Here is a 24,873-nt window from a genome sequence, read left to right as displayed (position 1 = left end):
CTGTTGAGTTCTCAAAGAACAACCACACACCACCAACAACCAGAACCAAACCCTGGCCACCAGCGGGGCACTCGCTCTAATTTAGTCCTGCTGCTTTTCCTCGTCAAATCCGGGGTTTCCCGAATCCGCGAATCGTTTTCGCAGAACCCCCACCACAAGCACGCGGCACATCACCACGTCCATTTTGGTGGGATTTGGCAGGACGGCCGCTCCGGTCGCTGCGCTGCGGATCGCTCCGCTCGCGAGTCGAACTGAACCTCGTCCGTTTCCCTGCCAGCTCGAAGAACCTTACCCGGTCGGCTCCGCGGCTCCAAATCGGGGGTCAACCCCCGCTGCGGTCCGCACCGCCCGGCACCCTCGCCGTCACCCCGCGCCCACCGGCGGACCGGTCGGGCGCCGACGCAACGCCGACGATTCTCCGAACCCGGGCCAGACGTCGCCGTCCGTTCCCGGGCCGGAGAGAAAGCTACGTTGCGCCCGCCTGCGGCGTCAAACCGCGCCGGGTTGACCTCGATCACACCCTCCGGGAGCGCCCTGAGACGGCTGCCGGGCCGGCGAGGCTGTTTCATCGACACCGTTGACAGGTCAGCCCAGGACGCTCGCCGCGTGCACGCCCGGACCGTCTCTAATCGTGATCGAGGGCGTCGGGCGGTATTTCATCGTCATGGTGCCGCGGCGCGGCTGTGCGGACGTGTGCGCGTTCGCCCTGTTTGCCGACGAGGCTGAGGAACTCTACGGGTCCCGCGCTGGTGGCCCCGAACCAGTGAGGGGTACGGGTGTCGAACTCGGCGGCTTCGCCGGGTCCGAGGATGAGGTCGTGCTGTCCGAGGACAAGGCGGAGTCTGCCGCTGAGGACGAAGGCCCAGTCGTAGCCTTCGTGGGTGCGCAGGCGGGGTTCCTCGTCACGTCCGGCGGGCAGGATGAACTTGTAGGCCTGGATGCCGCCGGGGCGGCGGGTCAAGGGCACGATCGTCCTGCCGTCGGTGGTGGGTATGGGGCGCATGTTGATGCGGGGGTCGCCGGTCTGTGGCGCGTCGACGAGTTCGTCGAGGGTGACACCGTGCGCACGGGCCAGTGGTAGCAACTGTTCGAGGGTGGGTAGGCGCTGGCCGGCTTCGAGCCGGGACAGTGTGCTGATCGAGATGCCGGTTTGCTCGGCGAGGTCGCTGAGGGTGAGATCGCGTCGTTGGCGGAGCTGCTTGAGCCGCGGTCCGACGGCGTCGAGGGTGTGTTTGGTCGGGTCTGCCACGCCGCCATTTTTCCATTTGGCAAAAGTCTTTGCCAACTGTCCCGGCCGGTCGGCATGCTCAATGAGCCAGGTGCCGAAAGGTAGCTGTGCTCGTGACGGGAGGTCGGCCAGTGGCAGGTCAGGCACGTGAAATCCGCGATGTGATGGTCGTGGGAGGCGGCGCGGCCGGGCTCAGCGCCGCCGTGATGTTGACGCGGGCACGGCGCACGGTGACCGTGGTCGACACGGGTGAACCAAGGAACGCCCCGGCTGACGGCGTACACGGGCTGCTGGCCTTGGAGGGGATCAAGCCCTCGGAGTTGCTGGCCCGCGGGCGCGAGGACGTCCTCGGGTATGGCGGCGAGATCGTCGCGGGTGAGGTGGTCGACGTCTCCTGCACCTCGTCCGGGTTCCTCGTCGTGCTGCGCGACGGCACGGTCCTGCAGGGTCGCCGGCTGCTGATCGCCACCGGTCTCGTCGATGAGCTGCCGGACATTCCCGGAGTGCGCGAGCAGTGGGGACACGGCGTCCTGCACTGTCCGTACTGCCACGGCTGGGAGGTCCGTGACCGCAGGATCGGCGTTCTGGTCACCGAGCCGATGGCGGTGCACAAGGCGTTGATGTTCCGGCAATGGAGCGCCGACGTGGTGCTGTTCGCCGGCGGCCATCAGCTCGAACCGCAGCAGCACGCAGAACTGGAGGCGCTCGACATCGCGGTGGTCGACGGCGGCATCTCACGCCTGGAGACGACCGGCGACCGGGTCAGCGGTGTGCGGCTGGACGACGGGCAGGTCGTCGCGGTCGACGCCGTCGTCGTGGCCACACGAATGGTCGCCCGCACCGCACCCTTCGCGAGGCTCGGCATCGAGCCGGTCCTGCACCCGGCCGGAGCGTTCATCGAGTCCGACGCGTTCGGCAAGACCGCGATCCCGGGCGTCTGGGCCGCCGGTAACGCCTCCGACATCTCCGCGCAGGTCAGCGGGGCCATCGCCGAGGGAGCCAGGGCCGGCCAGCACATCAACGCCGACTTGAGCAGGGAAGACCTGGACCGGGCCATGGCAGCACGCGCCACCACGGCCGGCAGAGAGGGAGACGTCCGATGACGCACGCGTTCGACAAGCCGTACTGGGACCAGATCTGGCAGAGCGACCGGGGCCCGGCCATGGCTGCCGGACAACCCAACCCGCATCTGGTGTGCGAGGTCAGCGGCCTGGCACCCGGTACAGCCCTGGAAGCGGGCTGCGGTGCCGGAGCCGAGGCGATCTGGCTCGCCACCCGCGGCTGGCAGGTCACCGCCGCCGACATCGCCGCCGCAGCGCTCACCCACGCGGCCGAGCGCGCCACCGCCTTTGGCGTCGACGCGAAGGTGGACTGGGTCGAGGCAGACCTGTCGACGTGGGAGCCGGACGCCCGCTACGACCTGGTCACCACTCACTATGCGCATCCCGCGATGCCTCAGCTCGACTTTTACCAGCGCATCGCGTCGTGGGTCGCCCCTCAGGGCACGCTCCTCATCGTCGGCCACCTCCACCACGACCACCACGCCGCCTCCGGACACGGACACGGCGGGACCGAGCCACCCGCTGCGGCCTCGGCGACGGCCACCGACATCACGGCCCGCCTCGATCCGAACGTGTGGACCATCGTGACCGCCGAGGAATCGCACCGAAGCCTGGTCGGCCCCGGCGGCCGCCCTGTCGCCGTCCACGACGTCGTCGTCAGAGCCAGCCGCCGCTAACTCCCACGTCCGACAACGCCGGGAGCCGGTCGGCTCCCGGCGCGCTGACCCCTGCCCTCACGAAGGAATTCCATGAGCATCAACCCGCCCGCGGTCGGCGACGCCGATCCCACCATCGACAGGTGATCGCGCTCCAGCCACGATCCCCGCCCCGGCGCTCAGAGCAGTTCCACGCCCGCGAAGGTGCGCTTGCCCCGGCGCAGCACCAGGAACCGGCCGTGCAACAACGCCGACGTCGGCGCCACCGCTTCGCCGTCGGTGATGCGCTCGTTGTTCAGGTACGCCCCGCCCTCCTTGATCGTGCGCCGGGCCTCGTTCGCGCTCGCCACCAAGCCCGACTCCCGCAGCAGTGTGCCCAGGGGCGGGAGCTGGTCGCGTACCTGAAGCAAGCCCGCCTCGGCCAGCGCCGCGCGCAAGGTATCCGCGTTGAGCTCGTCCAGCGAGCCGCGCCCGAACAACGCCTGGCTCGCCGCCACCGCCTGGCTCGCCTGGCTCTCGCCGTGCACCAGCGCGGTGAGCTCCTCGGCAAGGGCGCGCTGCGCGAGTCTGGCCTGCGGGCGTTCGGCGGTGGCCTTCTCCAGTTCCTCCAGTTCCGCACGGGGCTTGACGCTGAAGTAGCGCAGGTACTGCGCCACGTCCCGATCGTCGGAGTTGATCCAGAACTGGTAGAAGGCGTACGGCGAGGTCATCTGCGGGTCAAGCCAGACGGCGCCGCTCTCGGTCTTGCCGAACTTGGTCCCGTCCGCCTTGAGCACCAGCGGGGTGACGAAAGCGTGCACCGGTCCGGCGCCGCGGCGGCGCACGAAGTCCACCCCGGCGGTGATGTTGCCCCATTGGTCGGACCCACCGAACTGCAGCATGCACCCGTGCCGCCGGTGCAGCTCGTAGAAGTCGTTGGCCTGCAACAACTGGTAGCTGAACTCGGTGAAGCTGATGCCGCTCTCCAGCCGGTTGCGCACCACGTCACGGGCCAGCATCTTGTTGACCGGGAAGTGCTTGCCGACATCGCGCAGGAACTCGATCACCGACATCGGACCGGTCCAGTCCAGGTTGTTCACCAGCGTGGCGGCGTTGTCACCGGCGTAGGTGACGAACGGCGAGAGCTGGTCGCGGATGCGCTGCTGCCACTGCGCCACCACCTCCGGCGGGTTGAGGCTGCGCTCGCTGGCTTCGCGCGGATCCCCGATCTGACCGGTGGCGCCGCCCACCAGCAGCAGCGGCCGGTGCCCGGCGAGCTGGAGCCGGCGCGCGGTCATCACCTGCATGAGGTGACCGACGTGCAACGAGGCGGCGGTGGGGTCGAATCCCACGTAGAAGGTCATCGGCCCGCCGTCGAGCGCCGTCCGCAGCGCCGCCGGGTCGGTCGAGTCCTGGATGAGTCCGCGCCATTGCAAGTCGTCAACGAGAGTCACGAGGGGAATTGTCGCGCACGAGCGGCGGGTGCCGTCACCGGGATTCTGCGAGGCTGGGCGCATGACGAGGCTGTCCGAGGCCGACCTGTCGGTCACCATGTCGAAGAAGAAGAGCCTGGCCCGCCTGGAGGCGGCGCAGACGCGGCTGTTGCGGCTGCGGCTGCTGCTCGGCGGTCAGCTCGGCGATCACCAGATCGGGCCGCCGCTGTGCGTGTTGTTCGAGGGCTGGGACGCCTCCGGCAAGGGCGGGGCGATCAAGCGCCTGGTCACCCAGCTCGATCCGCGGCACGTACGGGTGTCGCAGTTCGCCGCGCCCACGTACGACGAGAAGCGTCACCATTTCCTGCAACGCTTCTGGAAGGTGCTGCCCGGCTGGGGCGGCATGACCGTGCTGGACCGTTCCTGGTACGGGCGGGTGCTGGTGGAACGCGTGGAGGGTTTCGCCACGACGGAGCAGTGGCGCCGCGCGTACGACGAGATCGTCGAGTTCGAGCGGACCCTGACCGCGGAGGGCATGATCTTGATCAAGTTCTGGATGCACGTCTCGCCGCAGGAGCAGCTCCGCCGGTTCCAGGACCGTGCCGGCGACCCGTTGCGGGCGTGGAAGCTGACCGACGAGGACTGGCGCAATCGCGGCAAGCGCGACGCGTACGAGGAAGCCGTCGAGGAGATGCTGGAGCGCACCGACCGGCCGCACTCCCCCTGGCACGTGGTGGCCGGCGACGACAAGCGCCATGCCCGGGTGACGGTGCTGGAACAGGTGTGCGAATCCGTGGAAAGTGAGCTTCATCGGCGCGGTTACGACCTGCAGGTCGCAGACTCGATGGCCGGTGGGGAGTAATCTTCGCTGCAGTCTCTGACGGATCACCCAGGAGTTGCTGTGTCACTCACGCCAGACGACGTGCGCAACGTGTCTTTCCGCAAACCGTCGGTGGGCATGCGGGGCTACGACGAGGACGAAGTCGACGCCTTCCTCACCGAGGTGGAGCGCGAACTGGGCCAGTTGCTGGAGGACAACCTCCGGCTGCGGGGCCGCGCGCGCCACGGCGATGCCGACTACGGCTCGGACGCCGGATCGGGCTACGGGTCGGCGCCGGCCACGCTGCTCTCCGAGATCCAGGGGATCCGGGCGCGCATCCGGGATCTGCGGGACGCGCAGGACGAGGCCGAGCGCCGGGTCCGCGACCTGCAGTCGGAGCTGGAGTGGGCGCAGTCTCAGGCGCAGGCGGCGCCGGCCGGCCGGCGGGCGGAGTCCGACGGTTCCGGCGCGCGGATGCTGGCGATGGCGCAGCGCACCGCCGACCAGCATTTCGAGGACGCCCGCCGCACCTCCGAGCAGGTGCTCTCGGAGGCCCGCACGCGCTCGGAGCAGGTGCTGGGTGAGGCGGAGGCCAAGGCGCTCTCGACGGTGGAGGACGCCCAGCAGCGGCACGACGACGCGCTGGCGCGCATCCGCGACGAACAACTGGCGCTGCAACGTCAGGTCAAGGAGCTGACGGCGTTCGGGCAGGACTATTTCAGCCTGCTGCGCGCGGACGCCGAGAAGCGCATGCCGGACCTGGGCACCCCGCTGATGCCGCCGCTGCCCCCGCCGTACGTGGCGCCCGCGGGCGTCCGGGAGTGGTGAGCGGACCGGCCCCGGCTCACTCCCCGGGCTTGTGGGGCGGCAGCCCCAGCACGTCGCGGATGGCCGACTGGACCTGATCGGGCGACGGCGTGGCGTCCACGTCGTGCACGATCTCCTTGCGGCGGAACAGCTCCAGCAACGGCCGCGTCTTCTCGTGGTAGTCGCGCAGCCGCGCGTTCAGGGCTTCCGGGGTGTCGTCCGGCCGGGTGACCAGTTCGTGGCCGCAGATGTCGCACCGGCCGCGTTCGCGGGGACGGTCCGCGATGAGGTTGTAGTCCATCCCGCAGTTCGGGCACAGCCGGCGGCTGAGCACCCGGCGGCGCACCTCCTCGTCGGGGATCTCCAGGTGGATGACGCCGTCGATGTCGTACTTCTCCATGAAGAACTCGGCCTGGCGGCGGTTGCGGGGGAACCCGTCGACGACGAAGCCGTAGTTCCAGTCGTGCTGGTCGAGGCGCTCGCGCACGGTCGCCTGCACGAGGTCGTCGCCGACCAGCTCACCGGCGGCCATCACGCGCCGGACCTGGGCGCCGAGTTTGGTGTGGTTCTGCACGTGCCAGCGGAACATGTCACCCACACTGATGTGCACCATGTCCAGCTCGGTGCAGAGAAGCTCGCTCTGCGTGCCCTTGCCGCTGCCCTGCACGCCCATGATCACGTACTTGCGCATGCTGTCTCCCTGTCGTCGGCGGCGCCGATCCGCAGCGGGCCCGGCGCGGGCCGCCCGGTGAGCGCGGCGGGATCCACGCTCCAGGCATCGGCGACAGCCAGCACGTCCTTTTCGGACACCAGGATCGTGGTGTCGTCGTCGAGCGCGGCGGGCAGGCCCGCGGCGCGCTCGGCCGGGTCCGGATCACCGTGCCAGGAGGTCACGGCGCCGGTCTGCCCAACGTAGCCGAAAGCCCGCACCGGTTCCCCGCGCACAGCCCGCTGCCAGCGGTGCGACTCGGTGACCCGGTGGGTCGCGAAGAACTGCACCTCGGTACGCAGCCGGCCGGAGAGTCCGGTCACGTCGACGGTGGTGCCGGGACGCAGCAGCCAGCGGCCGACCACCAGCACCCAGGACGTCCCGCGCGCGCCGGGCAGGGCCGGGGTGACCGCGACCCGGTCGTCGGTGAGGTGGGCGAGGTCGATGCCGTCACGCCAGGGCGCCTCGCCGAGTTCGCGCAGCCCCAACGCCTCGATGATCTGCGCCGGGGCGACGTCGCGGACGGCAAGCCACGCCTGCTTGCCGCCAAAACCGACCATCACCCCGTGTTTGCCCCTGAAACCGACCGTAACGTCCCGTTCCATGGGCCCACCGTAACGCGGTGATCCACAAAAGCCCGCACCGCCACCCGCCCCGCCCCGCGCCCGGCCCCCGCTCCCCCCGCTCGCCCCGCCCCGCCCCGCTCGCCCCGCCCCGCCCCGCCCCGCCCCGCCCGCCCCCCGATTGGCGCGATCTTGGAGATTCTGGTCCGTCAAGTCGCTTTTAGTGGTGCAAATCAGGCACAGAAAGTCCAAGATCGGCGGCCCGGGAGGCGGGGTGGCACGGGAGGCGGCGGCCCGGGAGGCGGGTGGCACGGGAGAGGGCGGCCCGGGAGGCGGGTGGCCTGGGAGGCGGCGGCCTGGAGGCGGTGGCCTGGGAGGCGGTGGCCTGGGAGGCGGTGGCCTGGGAGGCGGTGGCCTGGGAGGCGGGCGGCCCAGGATGCGGGGAGGCGGGGGTGGCTCCGGATTTTGCATTGGCTGTGCAATTATGGGAGTGACGCATGTCCGGGGCTGGGACACGCCTCGGGCGCGCCCCGGCCAGGACCAGGGGAGGTCGCATGGCGGTGGACCCGAGCGGGGCCGAGCTGAAGGCGTTCTTCGACGCCGAACCCGACGCGCCCGTGGTGATGTTGAACCTGTTGCGCTTCGCCGAGGGCGGCCGGGAGCTGTATCAGCAGTATGCGAGCGCGTTCCGGGAGACCATCACCGCGCGGTACGGCGTCGAGGTGGTCTATGCCGGTGACGGTGCGCCGGCGCTGGTGGCGGAGCCGGGCCAGCAGTGGGATGCGGTGCTGCTCGTGCGTTACCCGAACCGGCGGGCGTTCTCCGCGATGGTGGCGGACCCGGAATACCAGCAGATCTCCCACCTGAGGTCGAAGGCGCTGAGCGAGGCGGTGTTGCAGCCCACCCGCCCGTGGTGATGGGCTCAGCCCGCTTCCCAGGCCGGGCCGGGCAGGGTGCCGAGGTGGGCCGCGACCCGCTCTCGCAACATCAGGTATTCCGCATGGCGTCGCCGGGGCCGGGTGCCCTCCGGCACGTGCAGGACCCGGGCGGCCGTGATCGTCTCGCCCAGCCGGAACTGCTCTCGGGTGACGTCGATTTCCACACCGCTGTCCAGCCGGTTCCACAGATGGAAGCCACGCGGTACGCCGTCCAGGTGCACCTCGCCGACCATCAGCTCGCCGCCGAGGACGTCGCGCAGCAGCAGGGCCGTGATGTCGCAGTGCCCCCACGCCGGATTGTCGGCGTGCCACCCGGCCCGCTCCACGTCATCCGGCGAGCAGGTGTCGGCGGCCCAACTCGCTCGTAGCGCACGGTCCAGGTCGTGCAGGCTCCACGGCATCATGCCCGCAGTATTGCTGCGAGGTGTGACACGGTGTTGCCTCCGCCCAGCGGGGTAGGAACGCTGACAGGCATGTGAGAAGGGACCGTGTGATGCGTACTGCTGTGCTGGGCGCCGGTGTGATGGGCGCGGGAATGGTCCGCTCGCTGCGGCGGGCCGGGCACGAGGTGGCGGTCTGGAATCGTACGGCGTCGAAGTCGCGGGAACTCGCCACCGAGGGCGTCGTCGCGGCACCCACGGTGACGGACGCCGTGCGTGGCGCCGATGCGGTGATCACCATGCTGTTCGATGCCGACGCCACGCTGGCGGTGAAGGCGGAGCTGACCGGGGCGCTCGCGCCCGGCGCGGTGTGGATCCAGGCCGGGACGCTGGGCCTGGAGGGTGTCGCCGCGGTCGCCGACGGGGTCACCGCGATTGTCGACGCGCCGGTGCTGGGCACCAAGAAGCCCGCCGAGGACGGCGCCCTGGTGGTGTTGGCCTCCGGCGATTCCGGCCTGCTCGACCACTGCAAGCCGGTGTTCGAGGCGATCGGCTCGCGCACCCTGATCGTCGGCGACACGGTGGGGCAGGCCAGCGCCCTTAAGCTCGTCTGCAACTCGTGGGTGGCTCTGATCATGGCTGGCACGGCGCAGTCGGTGCAGTTCGCGCGGGCGCTCGGCGTGGATCCGCGGCTTTTCCTGGACGCGATCGACGGCGGGCCGATCGGTGCGCCGTACGCGCAGCTCAAGGGGAAGGCCATCCTGGCCGGCGACTACCAGACGTCGTTCGCGGTCGACGGGGTGGTCAAGGACGTTCAGTTGATGGTGGACGCCGCCGAGCGGTCTGGTTTCCCGCCGGAGCTGCTGTCCGCGGTGAAGGACCTGTACGCGCAGGCGTCGGCGTCCGGGCACGGCGGTGCGGACATGGCCGCGGTGGCCGAGGCGTTCCGCAACTGAGCGGACCCGCCGGGCTTGGCTCGGATCGATACGCTCGCGATCGTGATGCTTTCCGAAGGGACGGCGGGGACCGCCGCGGGAGGGACGGTCGAGCAGCTCGCCCGTGCCGCGGCTGCCGGTGACTCGGCAGCGTTGGAGCGCCTTCTCGCCGCGATCCAGCCGGACGTGCTGCGCGTCTGCGGCCGTTTCCTGCCCTGCCGGCAGGATGCCGAGGAGGCATGCCAGGACACCCTGATGGCGGTGGCCCGCGGCATCGGCGGCTTCGCCGGGCGGTCCTCGCTGCGGACGTGGTATTACCGGATCGCCGCCAACCGGTCCCGTTCCACGTACGACGTCTTGCGTCGCCGCTCCCGTGAGCTGTCCGGGGCCACGCTGCCCGAGCCCGCCGATCCGCGCCGCACCAGCGTCGTGGCCGGCACCCGGATCGACCTGCTGGAGGCGCTGGCCGCGATCAGTCCGCTGCTCGCCGAGGCGGTGACCTTGCGCGACGTGCTTGAGGTGAGCTACCGGGAGATCTCCGAGTCGCTGGGCATCCCGGAGGGCACCGCCAAGACTCGGGTGCGTGACGGGCGGCTGCGGCTGCGCGAGCTGCTCGGCGGCCGGTCCTTCCGCGGCTGACCCGGTCCTTCCGCGGCTGGCCTGGTGCGCGACACGGGCCTCGATGGGACCAAACGACGGTGCGCCGGGGACGGACCAAGCAGGCAGGAACACTTGTCGCTAGGAGGTCTGTTCGTGCGTGTCGTTCTCGGTCCCCTTCTCGTGCTGGCGTTCGTCGCCGGTTGCAGCGAGGAGCCGGTCGCACCCATCGCCGGCCAGCGCGCCACCCCCGCTGCGTCCACGCCGCAGGGATCCGGTCCGGCCGCGTCGCAGGCGCTCGGCAGCGCGCCGCCGACCCCCGCGCCGCAGGCCACCCGTCCCCAGCGGACAGTCCCACCACCGGCGACGACGCGTCCACAGGGCACCGCGACCAGCGCCGCCACTCCTGCCACCTCCTCGGCGACGCAGACCACGCCTGCTTGCCTGGGCCCGGTGGTGTACGAGATCGACGGCGCCGACTCCGCCGACCGGCCGCGATCGCTGTGCCTGACCGTGGGCGGCAAGCTGCGGATCCGCAACATCGGTCCGGATGAGGTGAGCACGTCACAGTCCGACGTCGCGGTCTGCACCTGGGAGGCGGGCATCGACGACTGTCAGATGGTGCACGCGGGCACGGTGGCCGTCACCATCACCAAACCGTCGTCGCACACCATTGAGGTGGTGGCGGTCGACTGAGACGCTCCGCCTACGGGGCCGCTCCGCTCACGGGGCCGCTCCGCTCACGGGGCAGCTCTGCCTACGAGCAGCTCCGCCTACGGGGTGCGGAGCGTGAGCCTGCCGAGGAGGTCGTCCACGACGTCGGCCCCGTCCCCGGGGCGCGGGGTGACCTGGGCATAGGCCACAGTGGATCCACCCGGCAGCAGCCCGGCTGCCTCCACGATCTGCGGCTTGCCGGCGGGGCAGGCGGAGTAGCGTGCGACCGTCCACTCCACACCGCCCCGGTGAGTGGTGCGCATCGGATCGGCGTGGCACTGCGGATGCGTACGCTCGGAGAGGAAGCCGGCTGTTCCGCCCGCGGGCGGCGTGTCGGAGAGCCCGATGAAGGCACCCGGCATGTCGGCGTCGGTCACCCAGCGGCGCGGATCGGGGGCGATCACCAGGGCGGGCGCCAGCCGGCCGTCGTTGCCGGGCCGCCCCGCCCAGCCGGAACCGCGTGCCTGCCACCCGGATGGCAGGCGCACCGAGATCCGCCCGGTGGTGTCGGTGGCCTCCGCCGCGGGGCGCTCCCGCCACCACACGCCGATGCCGATCGTGGCCGCGGCGACGGCGCCGGTCAACGTGAGCACGAGTGCGGTACGGGCGACGCGTGCGCCCCGGCGCGCGGGCTCGTGGTCGGCAGCCTCCCGCAACGCGCGCCCGAATGCCGCGGCGTCGCGATAGCGCGCGGCGGGCTTTCGCTCGGTGGCGCGGTCGAGCACCGCCGCCACCGCCGCCGAGATGCCGCCGTCGCGCAGCAGACGCTGGCCGAGCCGGCCCAATCCGTAGACGTCGGCACGCTCGTCCACCATGGACATCGAATCGTCCTGCTCGGGTGCCATGTATCCGGGCGTGCCCGCGCGGACGGTGAGGCCGGATGCGACCGCGAGGGCCTTCGCCAGCCCGAGATCCGCGACGACGATCCGCCCGGTCGCCCAGGACCGCAACGAGGCGGGCGATGCTGGCGCGGCGTCGCCCTCCGTCGGCGGGTCGCCCTCGTCCGGTGGTGGATGCGCGGGGGTGCACAGCAGCACGTTTCCCGGAGTGAGATCGCGATGCACGATGCCGCGGGCATGCAGCTCGGCGACCGACGCGGTCACCTCCCGGAGGATGCGCAGCGCCGCGTCGGCCGGCACCGGCTCGCGGTCCAGCAGGTCGCGCAGGCTGCCACCGGCCGCCCACTCCATGACGATGTACGGGCGCCCGTCCGGCAGGCTGCCCACCGTGTGCACGCGTATCGAGCGGGGACTGTCCACTTGCCGCAGGAGGCGCGCCTCCAACCGGAAGCGTTCGCGGATGCGCAGGTCGGTGGCCCAGTTGTCGGCCAGCACCTTGATCGCGACCCGATCCTGCAGCTCGGTGTCGAATCCCAGCCAGACGGAGGCGAACGCGCCGGCGCCGAGGAGACGGTCGATCCGATGACGGCCGACCTGGCCGGGGCCGACCTCGCCGGGCCGAGCATCGGCAGGCGGCATGTCGGCAGGCGGAAGGTCACCGGGTCGTCCACCGAGGGGCGGCTGCACGATCTGCACCGTACCCGCCATGGTTCACGGTCTGGTGACGTCGCCGACGACGGTGCCGCGCCCGAGGGGCGTGCTCCGGGTTACGGGGCCGCAACGCCCCTGACGGGACGTTGCGGCACTCTCTGTGCACCGAGGAATTGACTTTGCGTAGGCACTTCCCATCGGTGCGTGCTTATCGGTAGGCTCGCCGATCAGGAAGCGATGTCGAACTCGCCGTCCTTGGTCGAGTCCACGAAGGCGGTCCACTCCGCCGACGTGAACATGAGAGCTGGTCCGGACCGGTTCTTGCTATCGCGGACGGCGACGCCCGTGTCGAGGAAGGCAACCTCGACACAGTTGTTGCCGCCGTTCCCGTTGCTGCGACTGGCCTTCTTCCAGTCAGCATTGCTGAGATGTTGCGCGAGCAATGCAAGCACCCCCCTTCGCTATGCGATTGTCGGAGTCCTCAGCCGGAGAGCAGACTCTCAATCAACTTCACGGTGTTGCGCTCGTCGAGAGCCATCGCGCTCAACTGCTCGAACTCTTGTCGGTAACGAGCAACCTCAGTTGGTTGCTCTTCGTAGTAGTCTCCCGCAAGACCTTCGAGGTAAGCAACATCCAAATGGGTGGTCTCCTGGAACTCCAAAAGCGCTGCTGGGCCGCCGAGGAACGGGTGGGAGCCGGCGCTGAACGGGAGGACCTGGATGGTTACATTCGGTAATTGAGACCTCTCGATTAGATACCGCAACTGCTCGCTCATGACTTCATGGCCGCCGATTCCGCGGCGTACGGCGGATTCGTCCACAATGGCGAAGAGTCGCAAGGGGCGCTCACCGGTCAGCCGGGCCTGCCGCTTGAGGCGCAGGGTGATCCGGCGATCGATGTTCTGAGCAGGGTCGTCGGGCCGTCCCGTCTGCATCAATGCGCGCATGTAGGGCTCGATCTGCAACAGTCCGGGTAGGACGATCGGCTCCCAGGTGCGCATCGAGGACGCCTCGGCCTCCAGCCCGACGAAGTTCCCCGGTCGCATGATGTCGCGGTAATCGGTCCACCATGTTCGCTGCCGGGACAGGCGGGCCAGTTCCACGAGCGCATCGCGGTATGTCTGATCACGCACGCCGTACAGGCTGAGCAGGTCTTTAACGTCTCGCGGGGTCACCGCAACCCGGGCCGTCTCGATCCGAGTGACCTTCGCTGCATGCCACTCGAAATGCCGCGACACATTCTCTTGAGTCAATCCAGCGGCCTCGCGGCAGCGCTTCAACTCGCTGCCAAGACGGCGACGCCGCAGCGTAGGACCCTCATCAATGGACACGTGGACTCCCTCGGTCCCTCGGTAAACCGATCCTACGACCCTGGGATTCTTGATCCAACTTGGCCGCAAGTCCTAGATAAGAAGGCTAGTACTTCTTGTATTGACCTTGAAGTTGGGTACATGATGCTGCGGACATCGAGTTAGACATCCTGCACCCAAAGTGATCAACAAACGCTTGTGTCTAAGGGGCGTGGCGGCGTGTTGGCTGACCAGTACTTCCTGATCGCGCACGAGGACCGCACGGGCAGGTCCAGGCTGCATCCGCGGGCGACCGGCCTCGGTCTGGCTGCCGCCCTGATCGGTGAGCTGATCCTTGAAGGACGGATCGGCATCATGGACGGTGATCTGATCATCATCGATCGGCATCCGCCGTCCGATGCCCTCACCCATGACATCCTCGACCTGCTGATCGCCCAGTCGCGGCACCGCGATGTGCGCACCTGGCTGTCGTTCCTGTCGCAGGACGCGGCGATCCGCGTGGGGGAGCGGCTCATGCGGCTGGGTGCCGTGGAACCGGTGACCCGCCGACGGATGCTCGGTAGCACTCAGACCCTCTACATGCCCAACAACGCCGAGCAGCGAAACGCCGCCGCATGGGCGCCGGCCCGGCTGGCCAATCTGCTGGTGCGCGGCATCGACCTGAGCGTCGGCGATCGCGTGCTGGTCGGCCTGGTGGTGGCCACCGGACTGATCCGGCACGTGCTGTACGACTTCGACATCCACCGGCACGCGTTTCACTCGCTGCCCGGCGCTGTGGACTCGTTGCCGGGAGATCTCCGCGATCTCATCAAACACACCGAAGCCTGCGTGGGCTCGGTTCTCACTGTCGGCCGCAGGTGAGCGCCGTCGGGCGCCATCACCTCCGGCACAACAACTTCGATCAATGGGCCGGGAGGCTGTTGATGGCGCGCAAGGACCCCGTGGAGCCGGACATCATCGCGCGGGCGCTGGCTAAGAATCGGCTCGGCGTCCCGTCCGTGGTGTTCTTCGGTGTGGCAGGCGCCGCGCCCCTCACCGTGATCATCGGCGCCATCTCGGCCATCTACGCGATCATCGGCAGCACCGCCGTGCCGATCGCCTACCTGGTGGTGGCCGGCATCCTGTCCCTGTTCACGGTCGGATTCGTGGCGATGAGCCGGCACATCGTGAACTCGGGCGCCTTCTATTCGTACATCAGTCACGGCCTGGGCCGGGTGACGGGCGTCGGTGCCGCGTTCGTGGCGCTGCCGGCCTACTCGCTGATGCAGATCGGCCTGTTCGGCCTGTTCGGCTCGGCTGCCTCCGGGATCCTCGCCCAACTCGGCGTGCACGTCTCGTGGTACACGTGCGCCATCGGCGCGTGGTTCGCGGTCGCCGTGCTCGGCCTTCTCTGGGTGGACCTGAGTGGCCGGGTGCTGGCCGTGCTCCTGGTCGCGGAGATCAGCATCGTGCTCATCTACGACCTGGTGATGGTGGCGCACCCGGCGGACGGCACGGTCAGCTTCGCGACCTTCAACCCGGCGCCGCTGTTGACCCCCGTGGTGGGTTCGCTGCTGGTGCTGGCGATCGCCGGGTTCGTCGGCTTCGAGGCCACCGTGGTGCTCTCCGAGGAAGCCAAGGATCCGAAGAAGACGATCGCCCGTGCCACGCACTGGGCGGTGCTGCTGGCCGGCACGTTGTGCGCGGCGTCCGCGTGGGCGATGTCGGTGAGCACCGGCCCGGACAAGATCGCCGCGGTGGCCGCCGAGCACCAGACCGACCTGGTCTTCGCGCTGGTCTCCCCGCACCTGCCGCGGGCGTTCGTGGACGTCGGCTACGTGCTGTTCATGACAAGCGTCTTCGCCGCGCTGCTCGCCTTCCACGCCGCGGTCGCCCGATACCAGTTCGCCCTCGGCCGCGAGGGTGTGCTCCCGGGGGCGTGGGGACGCACCCATCCGCGCACCGGTGCACCGCTGCTCGGTTCCCTCACCCAGAGCCTGCTCGCCGTGATCGTGCTGAGCGCGTACTTCGCCGCCAACGCCGAACCGCTGGTGTTCGTGTTCGCCTGGCTGACCACGATCGGCGGCCTCGGGGTGCTGATCCTCATGTGGGCGGCGTCCGCGGCGGTCATCGCGTTCTTCGTCCGCAACCGGCGGGAGGAACATGTGTGGCGGGCCTATGTCGCACCCTTCCTGGCCTTCCTTCTGCTGTCCGTGGTGCTGGCGGCGACCGTGATCGGCTTCGGCGAGCTGCTCCAGGTGCCCGGGAACTCCCCGTTCCAGTGGCTGATTCCGGTGGCCTACGCCGCCGTGGCGGCCATCGGGTTCGGGTGGGCGCTGTACATGCGTTCCGCGCGTCCCGAGGTCTACATGGCGATCGGGCGCGGCGCCGACCGCGGAGTCGGCTTCTTCCGGGATGACGAGGAGCCCTTCCCGCCCGCGTTGCGCGATGAGCCGGTCGGCGCACGAAGCTATTGGTCCTGACGTCCGCCCTGCCGGACTCGCACACGTCAAGTCACGTCGCAAGGAAGGACACCGATGACGTACGCCATCCAGGAGCTGGTGATCCGAGATGTCGCGCCGGTCGACACCGCGGAGATCACCGAGCTGGTATCCACCGCGATGTGGGACGGCGCCGTGGCGCGGTGGATGCAGGAGGACGCGGTCGTACGCTATCGCGACTCGCCGCGCTACTTCGAGATCTTCGTGGAGCACGCGGTGCGGTTCGGCGAGGTTTACGCCACCGCCGACGCGGACAGCGGACGCCTCACCGGTGTCGCCCTGTGGTTCCCGTTCACCTCGGTGCTTCCGGCGCCGGCGGACTACGAGCGCCGGCTCAAGGAAGTGGCCGGCACCAGCTTCGAGCGTTGCCTGCAACTGGACATGGCGACCGAGGAATGCCACCCGCTCGAACCGCACCATTATCTGGCGCTTCTCGCCGTGCATCCGGACAGTCAGAGCCGGGGCATTGGCAGCGCGTTGCTGGATCGCCACCATGCCCGGCTCGACCGTGCCGGCATCCCGGCATATCTCGAGGCCAACGACCCACGCAACCGTGACCTCTACCTCCGACACGGATACCAGGTCCGGTCCGTGATCGAACTGCCCGACGGACCACCGCTCTGGGCCATGTGGAGGTTGCCTATGGTGTGATGATTCCCGGACCGGGCACTACGCGGCAGCGGAGAACTCGTACAACCAGTAGGACTGCTGGTCGATCCTGGTGAACCGCATGTTGTCGGAGACCCGGCTGATCATCAGCCGGAACACCCGGGACATGTGCCGGACATCGTCGTTGTAGCTGCAGATGTCCAGACCGACCAAACCGTTCTGCGTTGCCGCCACGAGGTACATCTGCTCGACCAGTTGCGCGAAGGCCTGGCGTCCCTGCGCATGCGGGCTGACCGCGACGAACCCGATGTACCAGATTCTCCGCCCCGCGTAGTGGTCCGGCCAATGATGCTCGAAGTATTCGGGCGCGATCAACGGCACCGCGCCTAGGTCGTTGGTGTACGTGGCGACTCCGCACAAGGCGCCTTCGTCGTCGAAAGCGAGGTACTTGTCCACACGGCTGTCGCGCATCACCTCGTCGAACTCGGAGCGGTACAGAAGGTGCCGCTGCACCGCGAGTGTCCGGAGGTCCTGGAAGGAGTCTTCATAGAGCTTCCAGAGATCCCGGTGTAGATCTTCGTCGGTGATCTGATCGAGAACTTTGACAAGCATGCCCTGCTCCCCCTGCGGAGCCCCGCCAGGCTGTTCCGCATCATCGTAATCATGGCGATCGATGATCGTTGACCAACAGAATACGAAGAGCAATGCAACCACCACAATGAGTGTTTGCTAATTCAAGCGTGCCAATTCTTGGCGGCGCTGTTCCGGCGTGCCCCGCCTGCGCATCTTGTCATTCGCACGGTGCACTGTTGCTGGTTGACCTGCCTATTTGTTGTAGCCTCCGAGTCGTAGCCTTTTCGTCTTGGCCTCACGGTCGTGGCCCCTCGGAGAACGCCCGAACACGCGACGATTTCCGCTTGGCGGAACGATTCCGTCGCCACTCCATTCTTCAGAACCATCCCAAACCACCCCATAACCCCCACGGCCCCCCTTTCGCCCACCCCGCCTCGCCCCGCTCCCTCCCCGCCCCACCCCGCCCCGGCTCCCTCGCCCACCCCGCCCCGGCTCCCTCGCCCACCCCGCCCTGCCCCGCCTCGGCTCCCTCGCCCCGCCCTGCCCGCCCCTCGTGCGGGCGCGACGGCGCGACGATCCGTCGATCTTGAGGTTTCCGGTCCGGCAAGTCGGATATGGCATGGCATACCGGGCCCCCAAACTTCAAGATCGCCGTGTGCGGGGTGTGCGGGGTGTGCGGGGTTGGGGGCTGGGTGGGTGGGGTGGGGGCTGGGTGGGGCTCAGTAGGATCTCGGTGACCAACGATCCGGGAGGCGCGGTGCCGACGATCAGCGACGTCGCCCGTGCTGCGGGCGTCTCGCCGAGCACGGTCTCGTACGTTCTCAGTGGCCGGCGGCCCATCTCCGCCCAGACCCGGGCCCGGGTGCAGGCGGCCATCGCCGAGTTGGGTTTTCATCCGCATGCCGGCGCCCGTGCCCTCGCCAGCAGCCGGACCAACGTGCTCGCGCTCGTCGTGCCGCTGCGGGTGGACGTCAACGTCCCGGTCATCATGCAGTTCGTGACCGCCGTGGTCACCGCGGCGCGTGCCCACAACCATGACGTCCTGCTGCTGACCAAGGATGAGGGCACCGCCGGGCTGGAACGCGTCGCACACAGCACGATGGTCGACGCGCTGATCGTGATGGATGTGGAACGCGACGATCTTCGGCTACCCGCACTGCGCGGGTTGCGCCAACCGTCGGTGCTGATCGGCCTCCCGGACGGCGCGCCGGGGATCACCTGCGTCGATTTGGACTTCGCGGGCGCGGGTGCGCAAGCCCTGCGGCATCTGCATGGGCATGGTCATCGGCAGGTCGCCCTGGTCGGCCCGTCGCCGGCGGTCTACCAGCGGGGCACCGGCTATGCCGGCCGCTTCCTGTCGGGCTTCACGGAGGTCTCCGCCGAACTGTCGCTCCGCACGGTCGCTCATCCGTGCGAGCCCAGCGCCGCCGGCGTGCGGGACTGCCTCGCGCGCATCGACGCCGACCTCCCGGGTGCCACGGCGCTGGTGGTGCACAACGAGGAGGCCCTGTTGCCGCTGCTGGCGGACCTGCGCGCCGACGGGCGCCGGGTCCCGCAGGACCTCTCGGTGGTGGCGGTCTGTCCGCGGGATGTGGCGGTGGGCATGCCCGTGCGGCTGACGTCGGTCGACATCCCGGCGCACGAGGTCGGCACGATGGCCGTCGAGGCGGCGATGGGTCTGCTCGACGGACGGTCGGTGGCGGAGACCACGCTGCTGCCTCCGACGCTGGTGGAGCGGGATAGCTGCGGGCGGCCGGGCGCGGGTTCGGAAATCTCCTCGTCACACTGTTGACATCCGGGAAGGCGATTCCATAGCGTCGGCCCACACCCGTCGTCGAAGCGCTTCGACTGACACCCCGCCGTTGGGGCCCGGTCGCTGCGGATATCCGGCGAGACGTCGTCGAAACGCTTCGACGACGTTCGGATCCGGCGACGCCTCATGTCCCGGGAGGACGGCATGTTCCGATCACGAACCAGCGTCGCCGCCGCTGCGGCGGCGCTGCTGGTCGCATCACTCGGCCTGGCCGGCTGCGGCGATTCCGGCTCCGACGGCAGTGACGCCACGACCCTCACCCTCTGGCACTACGAGGGTCCCACCAGCGCGATGGGCATCGCCTGGAACAAGGCCATCGAGGAGTTCAAGGCGGCCCATCCGGGCGTCACGGTGAAGTTCGAGGAGAAGAGCTTCGAACAGATCCAGCAGAACGCCGGCATGATCCTCAACTCGGACAGCGCGCCGGACATCATGGAGTACAACAAGGGCAACGCCACCGCGGGCCTGCTCTCCAAGCAGGGTCTGCTGACCGACCTGACCGACGAGGCCGGCAAGCGTGGGTGGACCGACGCGCTGAGCACCAGCTTGCAGACCACGGCGAAGTATGACGGCGACGGCGTGATGGGTAGCGGCAAGATCTACGGCATTCCCAACTACGGCGAATATGTCATGGTCTATTACAACAAGGACATGTTCGCCAAGTACCACGTGGCGGTGCCGACCACCCTCGACCAGTTCACCGCCGCGATGGACACCTTCGTGCGCAACGGCGTCACGCCGCTGTCCGTCGGCGGCGCCGAGTACCCCGCTCAGCAGATCTTCTATGAGCTCGCCCTGGCCAAGGCCAATCGCGCCTTCGTCAACAACTATCAGCTCTATCAGGGCAAGGTGGACTTCCACGGCCCGGAGTTCACGTACGGGGCGCAGACCTTCGCCGATTGGGTGTCCAAGGGATACATCGCCAAGAACTCGGCCGGCATCAAGGCCGAGGACATGGGCGTGGCCTTCGAGCGGGGCAAGTTCCCCATCATGATCTCCGGTAGCTGGTGGTACGGCCGGTTCGCCAACGAGATCAAGGACTTCGACTGGGGCACCTTCCTGTTCCCCGGCAACCAGTTGCATCCCGGATCGAGCGGGAACCTCTGGGTCGTACCGACGAAGAGCAAGGCCAAGAGCCTCGCGTACGACTTCATCGACATCACCATGAAGCCGGAGATTCAGGACCTGCTCGGCAACAACGGCGGCGTGCCGGTGGCGGCGGACACCGCGAAGATCACCGACGCGAAGAACAAGGAACTGATCGACAACTTCAACACCATCTCGTCCAGCGACGGACTGGCGTTTTATCCCGACTGGCCGGCGCCGGGCTACTACGACGTGCTGGTCGGTGCCGTGCAGGGCTTGATCAACGGGTCGAAGACGCCGTCGGCGATGCTCGACGAGATCGCCGGACCGTACCAGGACAACCTGGCTGACCTGGGACGATGAACAGTTCGCGGAACCGCGGCTATGCCGTGTTCCTGATCCCGGGGGTCATCGCCTCGCTGGCGGTGATCGTCGTGCCGCTGGTGATGACCGTCGGGATCAGCTTCACGCGCTGGACCGGCATCGGCACCCCCGAGTGGATCGGCGTCGACAACTACACCCGGCTGTTCCAGGACGCGAACTTCTGGGCCTCCTTCGGTCACATCCTGCTGCTGATCGTGGCGATGGCGGTGATACCCACGCTCGCCGGGCTGGTGCTGGCCGCCGTCCTGTTCGATTACGTGGCGAAGGCGTTCGGCGACCGCTGGGCGGGGTTCTTCCGTTCCGGGTTCTACGTGCCGCAGGTGTTGCCGGTGGCGGTGACCGGCATCGTCTGGAGCTGGATCCTGCACCCCAGCTACGGCGCGCTGAACCAGATCCTGGAATCGGTCGGCCTCGGGTCGCTGGGCCGCAATTGGCTCGGCGACCCGAAGTACGCCCTGCCCAGCGTCATGGCCGTGATGATCTGGTTCCAGCTCGGCTATCCGGTGGTGATGTTCATGGCCGGACTGCAGCGCATCGACCCGGAACTGTACGAGGCGGCCGACATGGACGGCGCCGGATGGTGGCAGCGTTTCCGGCGGATCACCGTGTACCTGATCCGTCCGGAGTTCTACGTGGTGCTGGTGACCACGACGATCGCCGCGTTGAAGATCTTCGGCCAGATCTTCGTGCTGACCCGGGGCGGCCCGAGCAACGCCACGCTCGTGCCGTCGTACTTCGCCTATCAGAACTTCTTCGAGAAGGCGCGTGTCGGGTACGGGTCGGCGATCTCCACCATGCTCACCGTGATCATCGTCGTGCTGGCGTTCGTGTTCTTGCGCATCCAGAACCGTGACCAGCGCATCGGAGGGTGACCATGACGACCACCACCGTCTCGCGGACGCCGGCTCGTGCCGACCACGCCGCGCCGCCCGAACGGCACCGGTCGCGACTGCGTCTGGTCGTGCTGATCGCCCTGCTGGTGCTGCTCCTGCTCGTGGTCGCGCCGTTGCTGGTGGTGGCGCTGAACGCGGTCAAGAGCCCGGCGGACTACGCCGCACACGGTCCGCTGTCGTTGCCGCAAACGCTGCACTGGTCGGGCATCGTGGACTTCTGGAACCGGGTGGATTTCGGCCGGAAACTGTGGAACAGCTTCCTGACCAGCGCCTTGGTGGCGGTGCTCGGCGTGGCACTGTCCGTGCTCAACGCGTACGCGCTGGGCATCGGCCGGATCAAGGGCCGGCTCTGGTTCCTGGTCTTCTTCCTGATCGCCAACGTGCTGCCGCAGGAGGTGCTGGCGTACCCGCTGTACTACCTGTCCAAGAGCCTGCACCTCTATGACAGCCTGATCTCGATCGTCATCATCTTCACCGTCGTGCAGAGCGCGTTCGGGACGTACCTGCTGTCCTCGGTCTACGCCGAGTTCCCGTCCGAACTGCTGGACGCCGCCGCGGTCGACGGCGCGGGCCGCTGGCGCACCCTGTGGCGGGTAGTGGTGCCGGTCAGTCGGCCGACCCTGGCCGTGCTGGTGACCTTCTTCTTCATCTGGACCTGGAACGAGTTCTTCCTGCCGCTGATCTTCCTGGTCTCCGCCGATCATCAGACGGTTCCGGTGGCGCTCGGCGTGCTCCAGGGCGATCGCATGATGGACGCCACCACGACCAGCGCCTCGGCTCTCGTCGGCATCCTCCCGGCGATGTTGTTCTTCCTGCTCTTCCAGCGCACCCTCACCCGCGGCGTCACGGCCGGCGCCATCAAGTAGCGCCGCCGGCGCCAAGAAGCAAAGGACACCTGCGTGAAATTCACCGACGGCTACTGGCGTAAGCGCGACGGCCTCACCGTGTTGCACCCGGTGCAGTTGCAGGACAGCGTCGCGGGACCGGACCGGCTGACCGTGTACGCCACCGCCCGGCGCGTGCAGGGACGCGGCGACACGTTGGACGCACCGGTCATCACGATCACCTGCACCACGCCGATGCCCGACGTCATCCGGGTGACCGTCGCGCACTTCCAAGGCGTCCGCCCGCGTACGCCGGAATTCTCGCTGGCTCGCGCGCAGGTGCAGCCGGTGGTGGACGAGCGGTCCCTCACCTCCGGCGCGCTGACCGCCCGCTTCGCCGACGGCGACGCCTGGGACCTGGGGTTCTTCGCCGACGGGCGGCGGATCACCGGCAGCGGGCGCAAGGGCATCGGCATCGTGGACGGCGCGGACGGCAGCCACTACGTGCATGAACAGCTCGACCTCGATGTCGGGGAGGCGGTGTACGGGCTGGGCGAACGCTTCGGCCCGCTGGTGAAGAACGGCCAGAGCGTCGACATCTGGAACGCCGACGGCGGCACCAGCAGCGAACAGGCGTACAAGAACGTCCCGTTCTTTGTGACCAACCGCGGGTACGGCGTGCTCGTCGATCACCCGGGCCGGGTGTCCTTCGAAGTCGGGTCCGAAGTGGTGTCCCGCACCCAGTTCAGCGTCGCCGGGCAGTCGATGTCCTATCTGGTGATCTACGGGCCCACACCGGCCGACGTGCTGCGCAAATACACCGCCCTGACCGGCCGTCCGGCGCGTCCGCCGGCCTGGTCCTTCGGCCTGTGGCTGACCACGTCCTTCACCACTTCGTACGACGAGGAGACGGTGACCTCGTTCGTGGACGGCATGGCCGAACGGGACATCCCGTTGAGCGTCTTCCACTTCGACACCTTCTGGATGCGCGAGTTCTCCTGGTGCGACTTCGAGTGGGACGCGCGGATCTTCCCGGACCCGGCCGCGATGCTCAAGCGACTCTCCGACCGGGGCCTGCGCACCTGCGTCTGGATCAACCCGTACATCGCGCAGCGGTCCGCGATGTTCGCCGAGGGCATGGCCCGCGGTTTCCTGGTCCGCAAACCGGACGGCGACGTGTGGCAATGGGACCGCTGGCAAGCCGGCATGGCGCTGGTCGACTTCACCAATCCGGACGCCGCGGCCTGGTACGCGGGCAAGCTGCGCGCGCTGCTGGAGATGGGCGTCGACGCGTTCAAATCGGATTTCGGCGAGCGCATCCCGACCGAGGTGGTCTGGCATGACGGATCGGACCCGGAACGGATGCACAACTACTACACCCAGCTCTACAACAAGACGGTCTTCGACGTTCTGGTGCAGCAGCGCGGCGTGGGCGACGCGGTGGTCTACGCGCGCTCGGCGACGGTGGGCGGGCAGCAGTTCCCGGTGCACTGGGGCGGGGACAGCTCGGCGACGTTCGCGTCGATGGCCGAGTCGCTGCGCGGTGGGCTGTCCCTGGCCAGTTCCGGGTTCGGGTTCTGGAGCCACGACATCGGCGGTTTCGAGGGACGGCCGGATCCGGCGGTGTTCAAGCGCTGGATCCCGTTCGGCCTGCTGTCCTCGCACAGCCGGCTGCACGGCAACCAGACGTATCGCGTGCCGTGGCTGTTCGACGACGAGTCGGTGCAGGTGCTCCGCTCGTTCACCAGGCTCAAGCATCGGCTGATGCCGTACCTGTACGCCGCCGCGTGGCGCGCCCATACCGAGGGTCTACCGATGATGCGGCCGATGCCGTTCGCCTTCCCGGACGACCCGGCGTGCACCCACCTGGACCGTCAGTACCTGCTCGGCGGCGACCTGTTGGTGGCGCCGGTGTTCACCGTGGACGGTGACGTCAGCTACTACGTGCCGGACGGGCGGTGGACACGGTTCGGCTCCGGCGACATCGTGGAGGGCCCGCGCTGGGTGCGCGAGAGGCACGGGTTCGACAGCGTGCCGCTGCTGGTCCGGCCGGGCGCGGTGATCGCCACCGGGACACGCGACGACCGCCCGGACTACGACTACCGCGACGGGGTCACGCTGTGCCTGCACGAGCCCGCGGAGGGGACCACGACGGTCACCGTCCCCGGGCTCGCATCCGGCACGGCGACCGTCTTCCGCGTACGGCGTCGCGGCGCTTCCGTACGGGTGGAGCGGGACGGCGCGGCGTTGAGCTGGCGGGTCCTCGTGGCCGGCGGCGAGCCCGTCGATGTCGCCGCCGACCAGTCCGTCTGCGAGGTGCGCTGGGACGGGTGAGGGGTTACTGCGTCCCGGTCAGGGTCCACTGCTGGTTGGCGCCGCCGGTGTAGTCCCATTGCTGGATGGCGGCGCCGTTGGCGGTGGAGACGTCGCGCACGTCCAGGGCCTTGCCGCTGTGCCGGGCCGTGATCCGATAGGCGCCGTCACCGGCGGCGACCACCTGCCACTGCTGGTTGGTGCCGCCGGTGTAGTCCCATTGCTGGATGGCGGCGCCGTTGGCGGTGGAGACGTCGCGCACGTCCAGGGCCTTGCCGC

At 68.8% G+C, this 24,873-nt stretch carries 27 protein-coding genes; 17 read left to right on the top strand and 10 right to left on the bottom strand.

Annotation, left to right across the window (positions count from 1 at the left end; translation table 11 throughout):
* Positions 1-625: 625 nt before the first annotated feature.
* Entirely contained in the window at positions 626-1,249 is a 624-nt protein-coding gene (locus IEY73_RS28290) for a helix-turn-helix domain-containing protein (RefSeq protein ID WP_189082389.1), read from the bottom strand.
* A 110-nt stretch (positions 1,250-1,359) separates the two neighbouring features.
* Here IEY73_RS28290 and IEY73_RS28285 point away from each other — a divergent pair, with 110 nt between their 5' ends.
* The gene (locus tag IEY73_RS28285; protein ID WP_373292891.1) at positions 1,360-2,331 is read left to right on the top strand and encodes an NAD(P)/FAD-dependent oxidoreductase; all 972 of its coding nucleotides are present in this window, start codon (positions 1,360-1,362) and stop codon (positions 2,329-2,331) included.
* Positions 2,328-2,966 (top strand): class I SAM-dependent methyltransferase, encoded by a 639-nt coding sequence (locus IEY73_RS28280; protein ID WP_189082380.1) that lies wholly within the window; start codon positions 2,328-2,330, stop codon positions 2,964-2,966. Before IEY73_RS28285 ends, IEY73_RS28280 begins: the two co-directional genes overlap by 4 nt.
* Positions 2,967-3,124: 158 nt before the next feature.
* On the opposite strand, the gene tyrS is transcribed toward IEY73_RS28280, so the two are convergent.
* Positions 3,125-4,378, bottom strand: a complete 1,254-nt coding sequence (tyrS, locus tag IEY73_RS28275) for a tyrosine--tRNA ligase (protein WP_229716231.1) — start codon at positions 4,376-4,378, stop codon at positions 3,125-3,127.
* A gap of 61 nt (positions 4,379-4,439) precedes the next feature.
* Here tyrS and IEY73_RS28270 point away from each other — a divergent pair, with 61 nt between their 5' ends.
* The gene (locus IEY73_RS28270; protein ID WP_189082378.1) at positions 4,440-5,219 is read left to right on the top strand and encodes a polyphosphate kinase 2 family protein; all 780 of its coding nucleotides are present in this window, start codon (positions 4,440-4,442) and stop codon (positions 5,217-5,219) included.
* 39 nt (positions 5,220-5,258) lie between these two features.
* The gene (locus IEY73_RS28265) at positions 5,259-6,005 is read left to right on the top strand and encodes a DivIVA domain-containing protein (protein WP_189082377.1); all 747 of its coding nucleotides are present in this window, start codon (positions 5,259-5,261) and stop codon (positions 6,003-6,005) included.
* Between the two features lie 16 nt (positions 6,006-6,021).
* Here IEY73_RS28265 and IEY73_RS28260 read toward each other — a convergent pair whose 3' ends face one another.
* Together IEY73_RS28260 and IEY73_RS28255 are read right to left on the bottom strand one after the other, a co-directional pair.
* A complete protein-coding gene (locus IEY73_RS28260; protein ID WP_189082376.1) occupies positions 6,022-6,675 on the bottom strand; it encodes an adenylate kinase family protein in 654 nt (217 codons plus the stop codon).
* Complete coding sequence (locus IEY73_RS28255) at positions 6,660-7,298, bottom strand: hypothetical protein (protein WP_229716230.1); 639 nt, start codon at positions 7,296-7,298, stop codon at positions 6,660-6,662. The genes IEY73_RS28260 and IEY73_RS28255 overlap by 16 nt, the downstream gene beginning before the upstream one ends.
* Positions 7,299-7,561: 263 nt before the next feature.
* Between IEY73_RS28255 and IEY73_RS28250 the strand changes: the two genes are divergently transcribed.
* Entirely contained in the window at positions 7,562-7,750 is a 189-nt protein-coding gene (locus IEY73_RS28250; protein ID WP_189082375.1) for a hypothetical protein, read from the top strand.
* 60 nt (positions 7,751-7,810) lie between these two features.
* On the top strand, positions 7,811-8,173 hold the full coding sequence (locus IEY73_RS28245; RefSeq protein ID WP_189082374.1) for a DUF1330 domain-containing protein: 363 nt from the start codon (positions 7,811-7,813) through the stop codon (positions 8,171-8,173).
* A 5-nt stretch (positions 8,174-8,178) separates the two neighbouring features.
* On the opposite strand, the gene IEY73_RS28240 is transcribed toward IEY73_RS28245, so the two are convergent.
* The gene (locus IEY73_RS28240; RefSeq protein WP_189082373.1) at positions 8,179-8,598 is read right to left on the bottom strand and encodes a YunG family protein; all 420 of its coding nucleotides are present in this window, start codon (positions 8,596-8,598) and stop codon (positions 8,179-8,181) included.
* A gap of 89 nt (positions 8,599-8,687) precedes the next feature.
* Between IEY73_RS28240 and IEY73_RS28235 the strand changes: the two genes are divergently transcribed.
* The 3 genes from IEY73_RS28235 (at position 8,688) to IEY73_RS28225 (ending at position 10,802) form a co-directional block, all read left to right on the top strand.
* A complete protein-coding gene (locus tag IEY73_RS28235; protein ID WP_189082372.1) occupies positions 8,688-9,530 on the top strand; it encodes an NAD(P)-dependent oxidoreductase in 843 nt (280 codons plus the stop codon).
* Between the two features lie 45 nt (positions 9,531-9,575).
* Positions 9,576-10,148 (top strand): RNA polymerase sigma factor, encoded by a 573-nt coding sequence (locus IEY73_RS28230; protein ID WP_189082386.1) that lies wholly within the window; start codon positions 9,576-9,578, stop codon positions 10,146-10,148.
* Positions 10,149-10,262: 114 nt separating this feature from the next.
* Entirely contained in the window at positions 10,263-10,802 is a 540-nt protein-coding gene (locus tag IEY73_RS28225; RefSeq protein WP_189082371.1) for a hypothetical protein, read from the top strand.
* A 77-nt stretch (positions 10,803-10,879) separates the two neighbouring features.
* On the opposite strand, the gene IEY73_RS28220 is transcribed toward IEY73_RS28225, so the two are convergent.
* The 3 genes from IEY73_RS28220 to IEY73_RS28210 all read right to left on the bottom strand — a co-directional run bounded on the left by IEY73_RS28220 (position 10,880) and on the right by IEY73_RS28210 (position 13,640).
* Entirely contained in the window at positions 10,880-12,367 is a 1,488-nt protein-coding gene (locus tag IEY73_RS28220; protein ID WP_229716229.1) for a serine/threonine-protein kinase, read from the bottom strand.
* A gap of 170 nt (positions 12,368-12,537) precedes the next feature.
* Positions 12,538-12,753 (bottom strand): DUF397 domain-containing protein, encoded by a 216-nt coding sequence (locus IEY73_RS28215; protein ID WP_189082384.1) that lies wholly within the window; start codon positions 12,751-12,753, stop codon positions 12,538-12,540.
* A gap of 38 nt (positions 12,754-12,791) precedes the next feature.
* Entirely contained in the window at positions 12,792-13,640 is an 849-nt protein-coding gene (locus tag IEY73_RS28210; protein ID WP_189082370.1) for a helix-turn-helix domain-containing protein, read from the bottom strand.
* 198 nt (positions 13,641-13,838) lie between these two features.
* Between IEY73_RS28210 and IEY73_RS28205 the strand changes: the two genes are divergently transcribed.
* From IEY73_RS28205 to IEY73_RS28195, 3 genes are all read left to right on the top strand, one after another.
* Complete coding sequence (locus IEY73_RS28205) at positions 13,839-14,480, top strand: GOLPH3/VPS74 family protein (RefSeq protein WP_189082369.1); 642 nt, start codon at positions 13,839-13,841, stop codon at positions 14,478-14,480.
* A gap of 62 nt (positions 14,481-14,542) precedes the next feature.
* Positions 14,543-16,081, top strand: coding sequence for an APC family permease (locus tag IEY73_RS28200; protein ID WP_189082368.1), 1,539 nt, complete (start codon positions 14,543-14,545; stop codon positions 16,079-16,081).
* Between the two features lie 54 nt (positions 16,082-16,135).
* On the top strand, positions 16,136-16,750 hold the full coding sequence (locus IEY73_RS28195) for a GNAT family N-acetyltransferase (protein ID WP_189082367.1): 615 nt from the start codon (positions 16,136-16,138) through the stop codon (positions 16,748-16,750).
* A gap of 18 nt (positions 16,751-16,768) precedes the next feature.
* Here IEY73_RS28195 and IEY73_RS28190 read toward each other — a convergent pair whose 3' ends face one another.
* A complete protein-coding gene (locus IEY73_RS28190; RefSeq protein ID WP_189082366.1) occupies positions 16,769-17,320 on the bottom strand; it encodes a hypothetical protein in 552 nt (183 codons plus the stop codon).
* A gap of 694 nt (positions 17,321-18,014) precedes the next feature.
* On the opposite strand from IEY73_RS28190, the gene IEY73_RS28185 reads away from it, so the two are divergent.
* From IEY73_RS28185 to yicI, 5 genes are all read left to right on the top strand, one after another.
* Positions 18,015-19,073, top strand: coding sequence for a LacI family DNA-binding transcriptional regulator (locus IEY73_RS28185; RefSeq protein ID WP_444543386.1), 1,059 nt, complete (start codon positions 18,015-18,017; stop codon positions 19,071-19,073).
* Positions 19,074-19,238: 165 nt separating this feature from the next.
* Entirely contained in the window at positions 19,239-20,543 is a 1,305-nt protein-coding gene (locus IEY73_RS28180) for an ABC transporter substrate-binding protein (protein WP_189082365.1), read from the top strand.
* Positions 20,540-21,436, top strand: a complete 897-nt coding sequence (locus IEY73_RS28175) for a carbohydrate ABC transporter permease (protein WP_189082364.1) — start codon at positions 20,540-20,542, stop codon at positions 21,434-21,436. The genes IEY73_RS28180 and IEY73_RS28175 overlap by 4 nt, the downstream gene beginning before the upstream one ends.
* A 2-nt stretch (positions 21,437-21,438) precedes the next feature.
* Positions 21,439-22,323, top strand: coding sequence for a carbohydrate ABC transporter permease (locus IEY73_RS28170; protein WP_189082363.1), 885 nt, complete (start codon positions 21,439-21,441; stop codon positions 22,321-22,323).
* A 33-nt stretch (positions 22,324-22,356) separates the two neighbouring features.
* Entirely contained in the window at positions 22,357-24,615 is a 2,259-nt protein-coding gene (yicI, locus tag IEY73_RS28165) for an alpha-xylosidase (RefSeq protein WP_189082362.1), read from the top strand.
* Between the two features lie 4 nt (positions 24,616-24,619).
* Here yicI and IEY73_RS28160 read toward each other — a convergent pair.
* Positions 24,620-24,873, bottom strand: a 254-nt coding sequence (locus IEY73_RS28160) for an RICIN domain-containing protein (RefSeq protein ID WP_189082361.1), incomplete at its 5' end; no start/stop codon positions are given.

Source organism: Mangrovihabitans endophyticus, assembly GCF_014646155.1.
Lineage (GTDB): Bacteria > Actinomycetota > Actinomycetes > Mycobacteriales > Micromonosporaceae > Actinoplanes > Actinoplanes endophyticus.
The sequence above is the reverse complement of the archived record's forward strand: the minus strand, read 5'-3'. Positions and strand labels throughout refer to the sequence as shown.

Bases quoted from the DNA above. Each gene is read 5' to 3' on its own strand.
- IEY73_RS28220 (WP_229716229.1), bottom strand. From the start codon at position 12,367: ATGGCGGGTACGGTGCAGATCGTGCAGCCGCCCCTCGGTGGACGACCC.
- IEY73_RS28280 (WP_189082380.1), top strand. From the start codon at position 2,328: ATGACGCACGCGTTCGACAAGCCGTACTGGGACCAGATCTGGCAGAGC.
- IEY73_RS28255 (WP_229716230.1), bottom strand. From the start codon at position 7,298: ATGGAACGGGACGTTACGGTCGGTTTCAGGGGCAAACACGGGGTGATG.
- IEY73_RS28195 (WP_189082367.1), top strand. From the start codon at position 16,136: ATGACGTACGCCATCCAGGAGCTGGTGATCCGAGATGTCGCGCCGGTC.
- IEY73_RS28270 (WP_189082378.1), top strand. From the start codon at position 4,440: ATGACGAGGCTGTCCGAGGCCGACCTGTCGGTCACCATGTCGAAGAAG.
- IEY73_RS28175 (WP_189082364.1), top strand. From the start codon at position 20,540: ATGAACAGTTCGCGGAACCGCGGCTATGCCGTGTTCCTGATCCCGGGG.
- IEY73_RS28260 (WP_189082376.1), bottom strand. From the start codon at position 6,675: ATGCGCAAGTACGTGATCATGGGCGTGCAGGGCAGCGGCAAGGGCACG.
- IEY73_RS28240 (WP_189082373.1), bottom strand. From the start codon at position 8,598: ATGATGCCGTGGAGCCTGCACGACCTGGACCGTGCGCTACGAGCGAGT.
- IEY73_RS28245 (WP_189082374.1), top strand. From the start codon at position 7,811: ATGGCGGTGGACCCGAGCGGGGCCGAGCTGAAGGCGTTCTTCGACGCC.
- IEY73_RS28235 (WP_189082372.1), top strand. From the start codon at position 8,688: ATGCGTACTGCTGTGCTGGGCGCCGGTGTGATGGGCGCGGGAATGGTC.
- IEY73_RS28230 (WP_189082386.1), top strand. From the start codon at position 9,576: ATGCTTTCCGAAGGGACGGCGGGGACCGCCGCGGGAGGGACGGTCGAG.
- IEY73_RS28190 (WP_189082366.1), bottom strand. From the start codon at position 17,320: ATGCTTGTCAAAGTTCTCGATCAGATCACCGACGAAGATCTACACCGG.
- IEY73_RS28180 (WP_189082365.1), top strand. From the start codon at position 19,239: ATGTTCCGATCACGAACCAGCGTCGCCGCCGCTGCGGCGGCGCTGCTG.
- IEY73_RS28200 (WP_189082368.1), top strand. From the start codon at position 14,543: ATGGCGCGCAAGGACCCCGTGGAGCCGGACATCATCGCGCGGGCGCTG.
- IEY73_RS28170 (WP_189082363.1), top strand. From the start codon at position 21,439: ATGACGACCACCACCGTCTCGCGGACGCCGGCTCGTGCCGACCACGCC.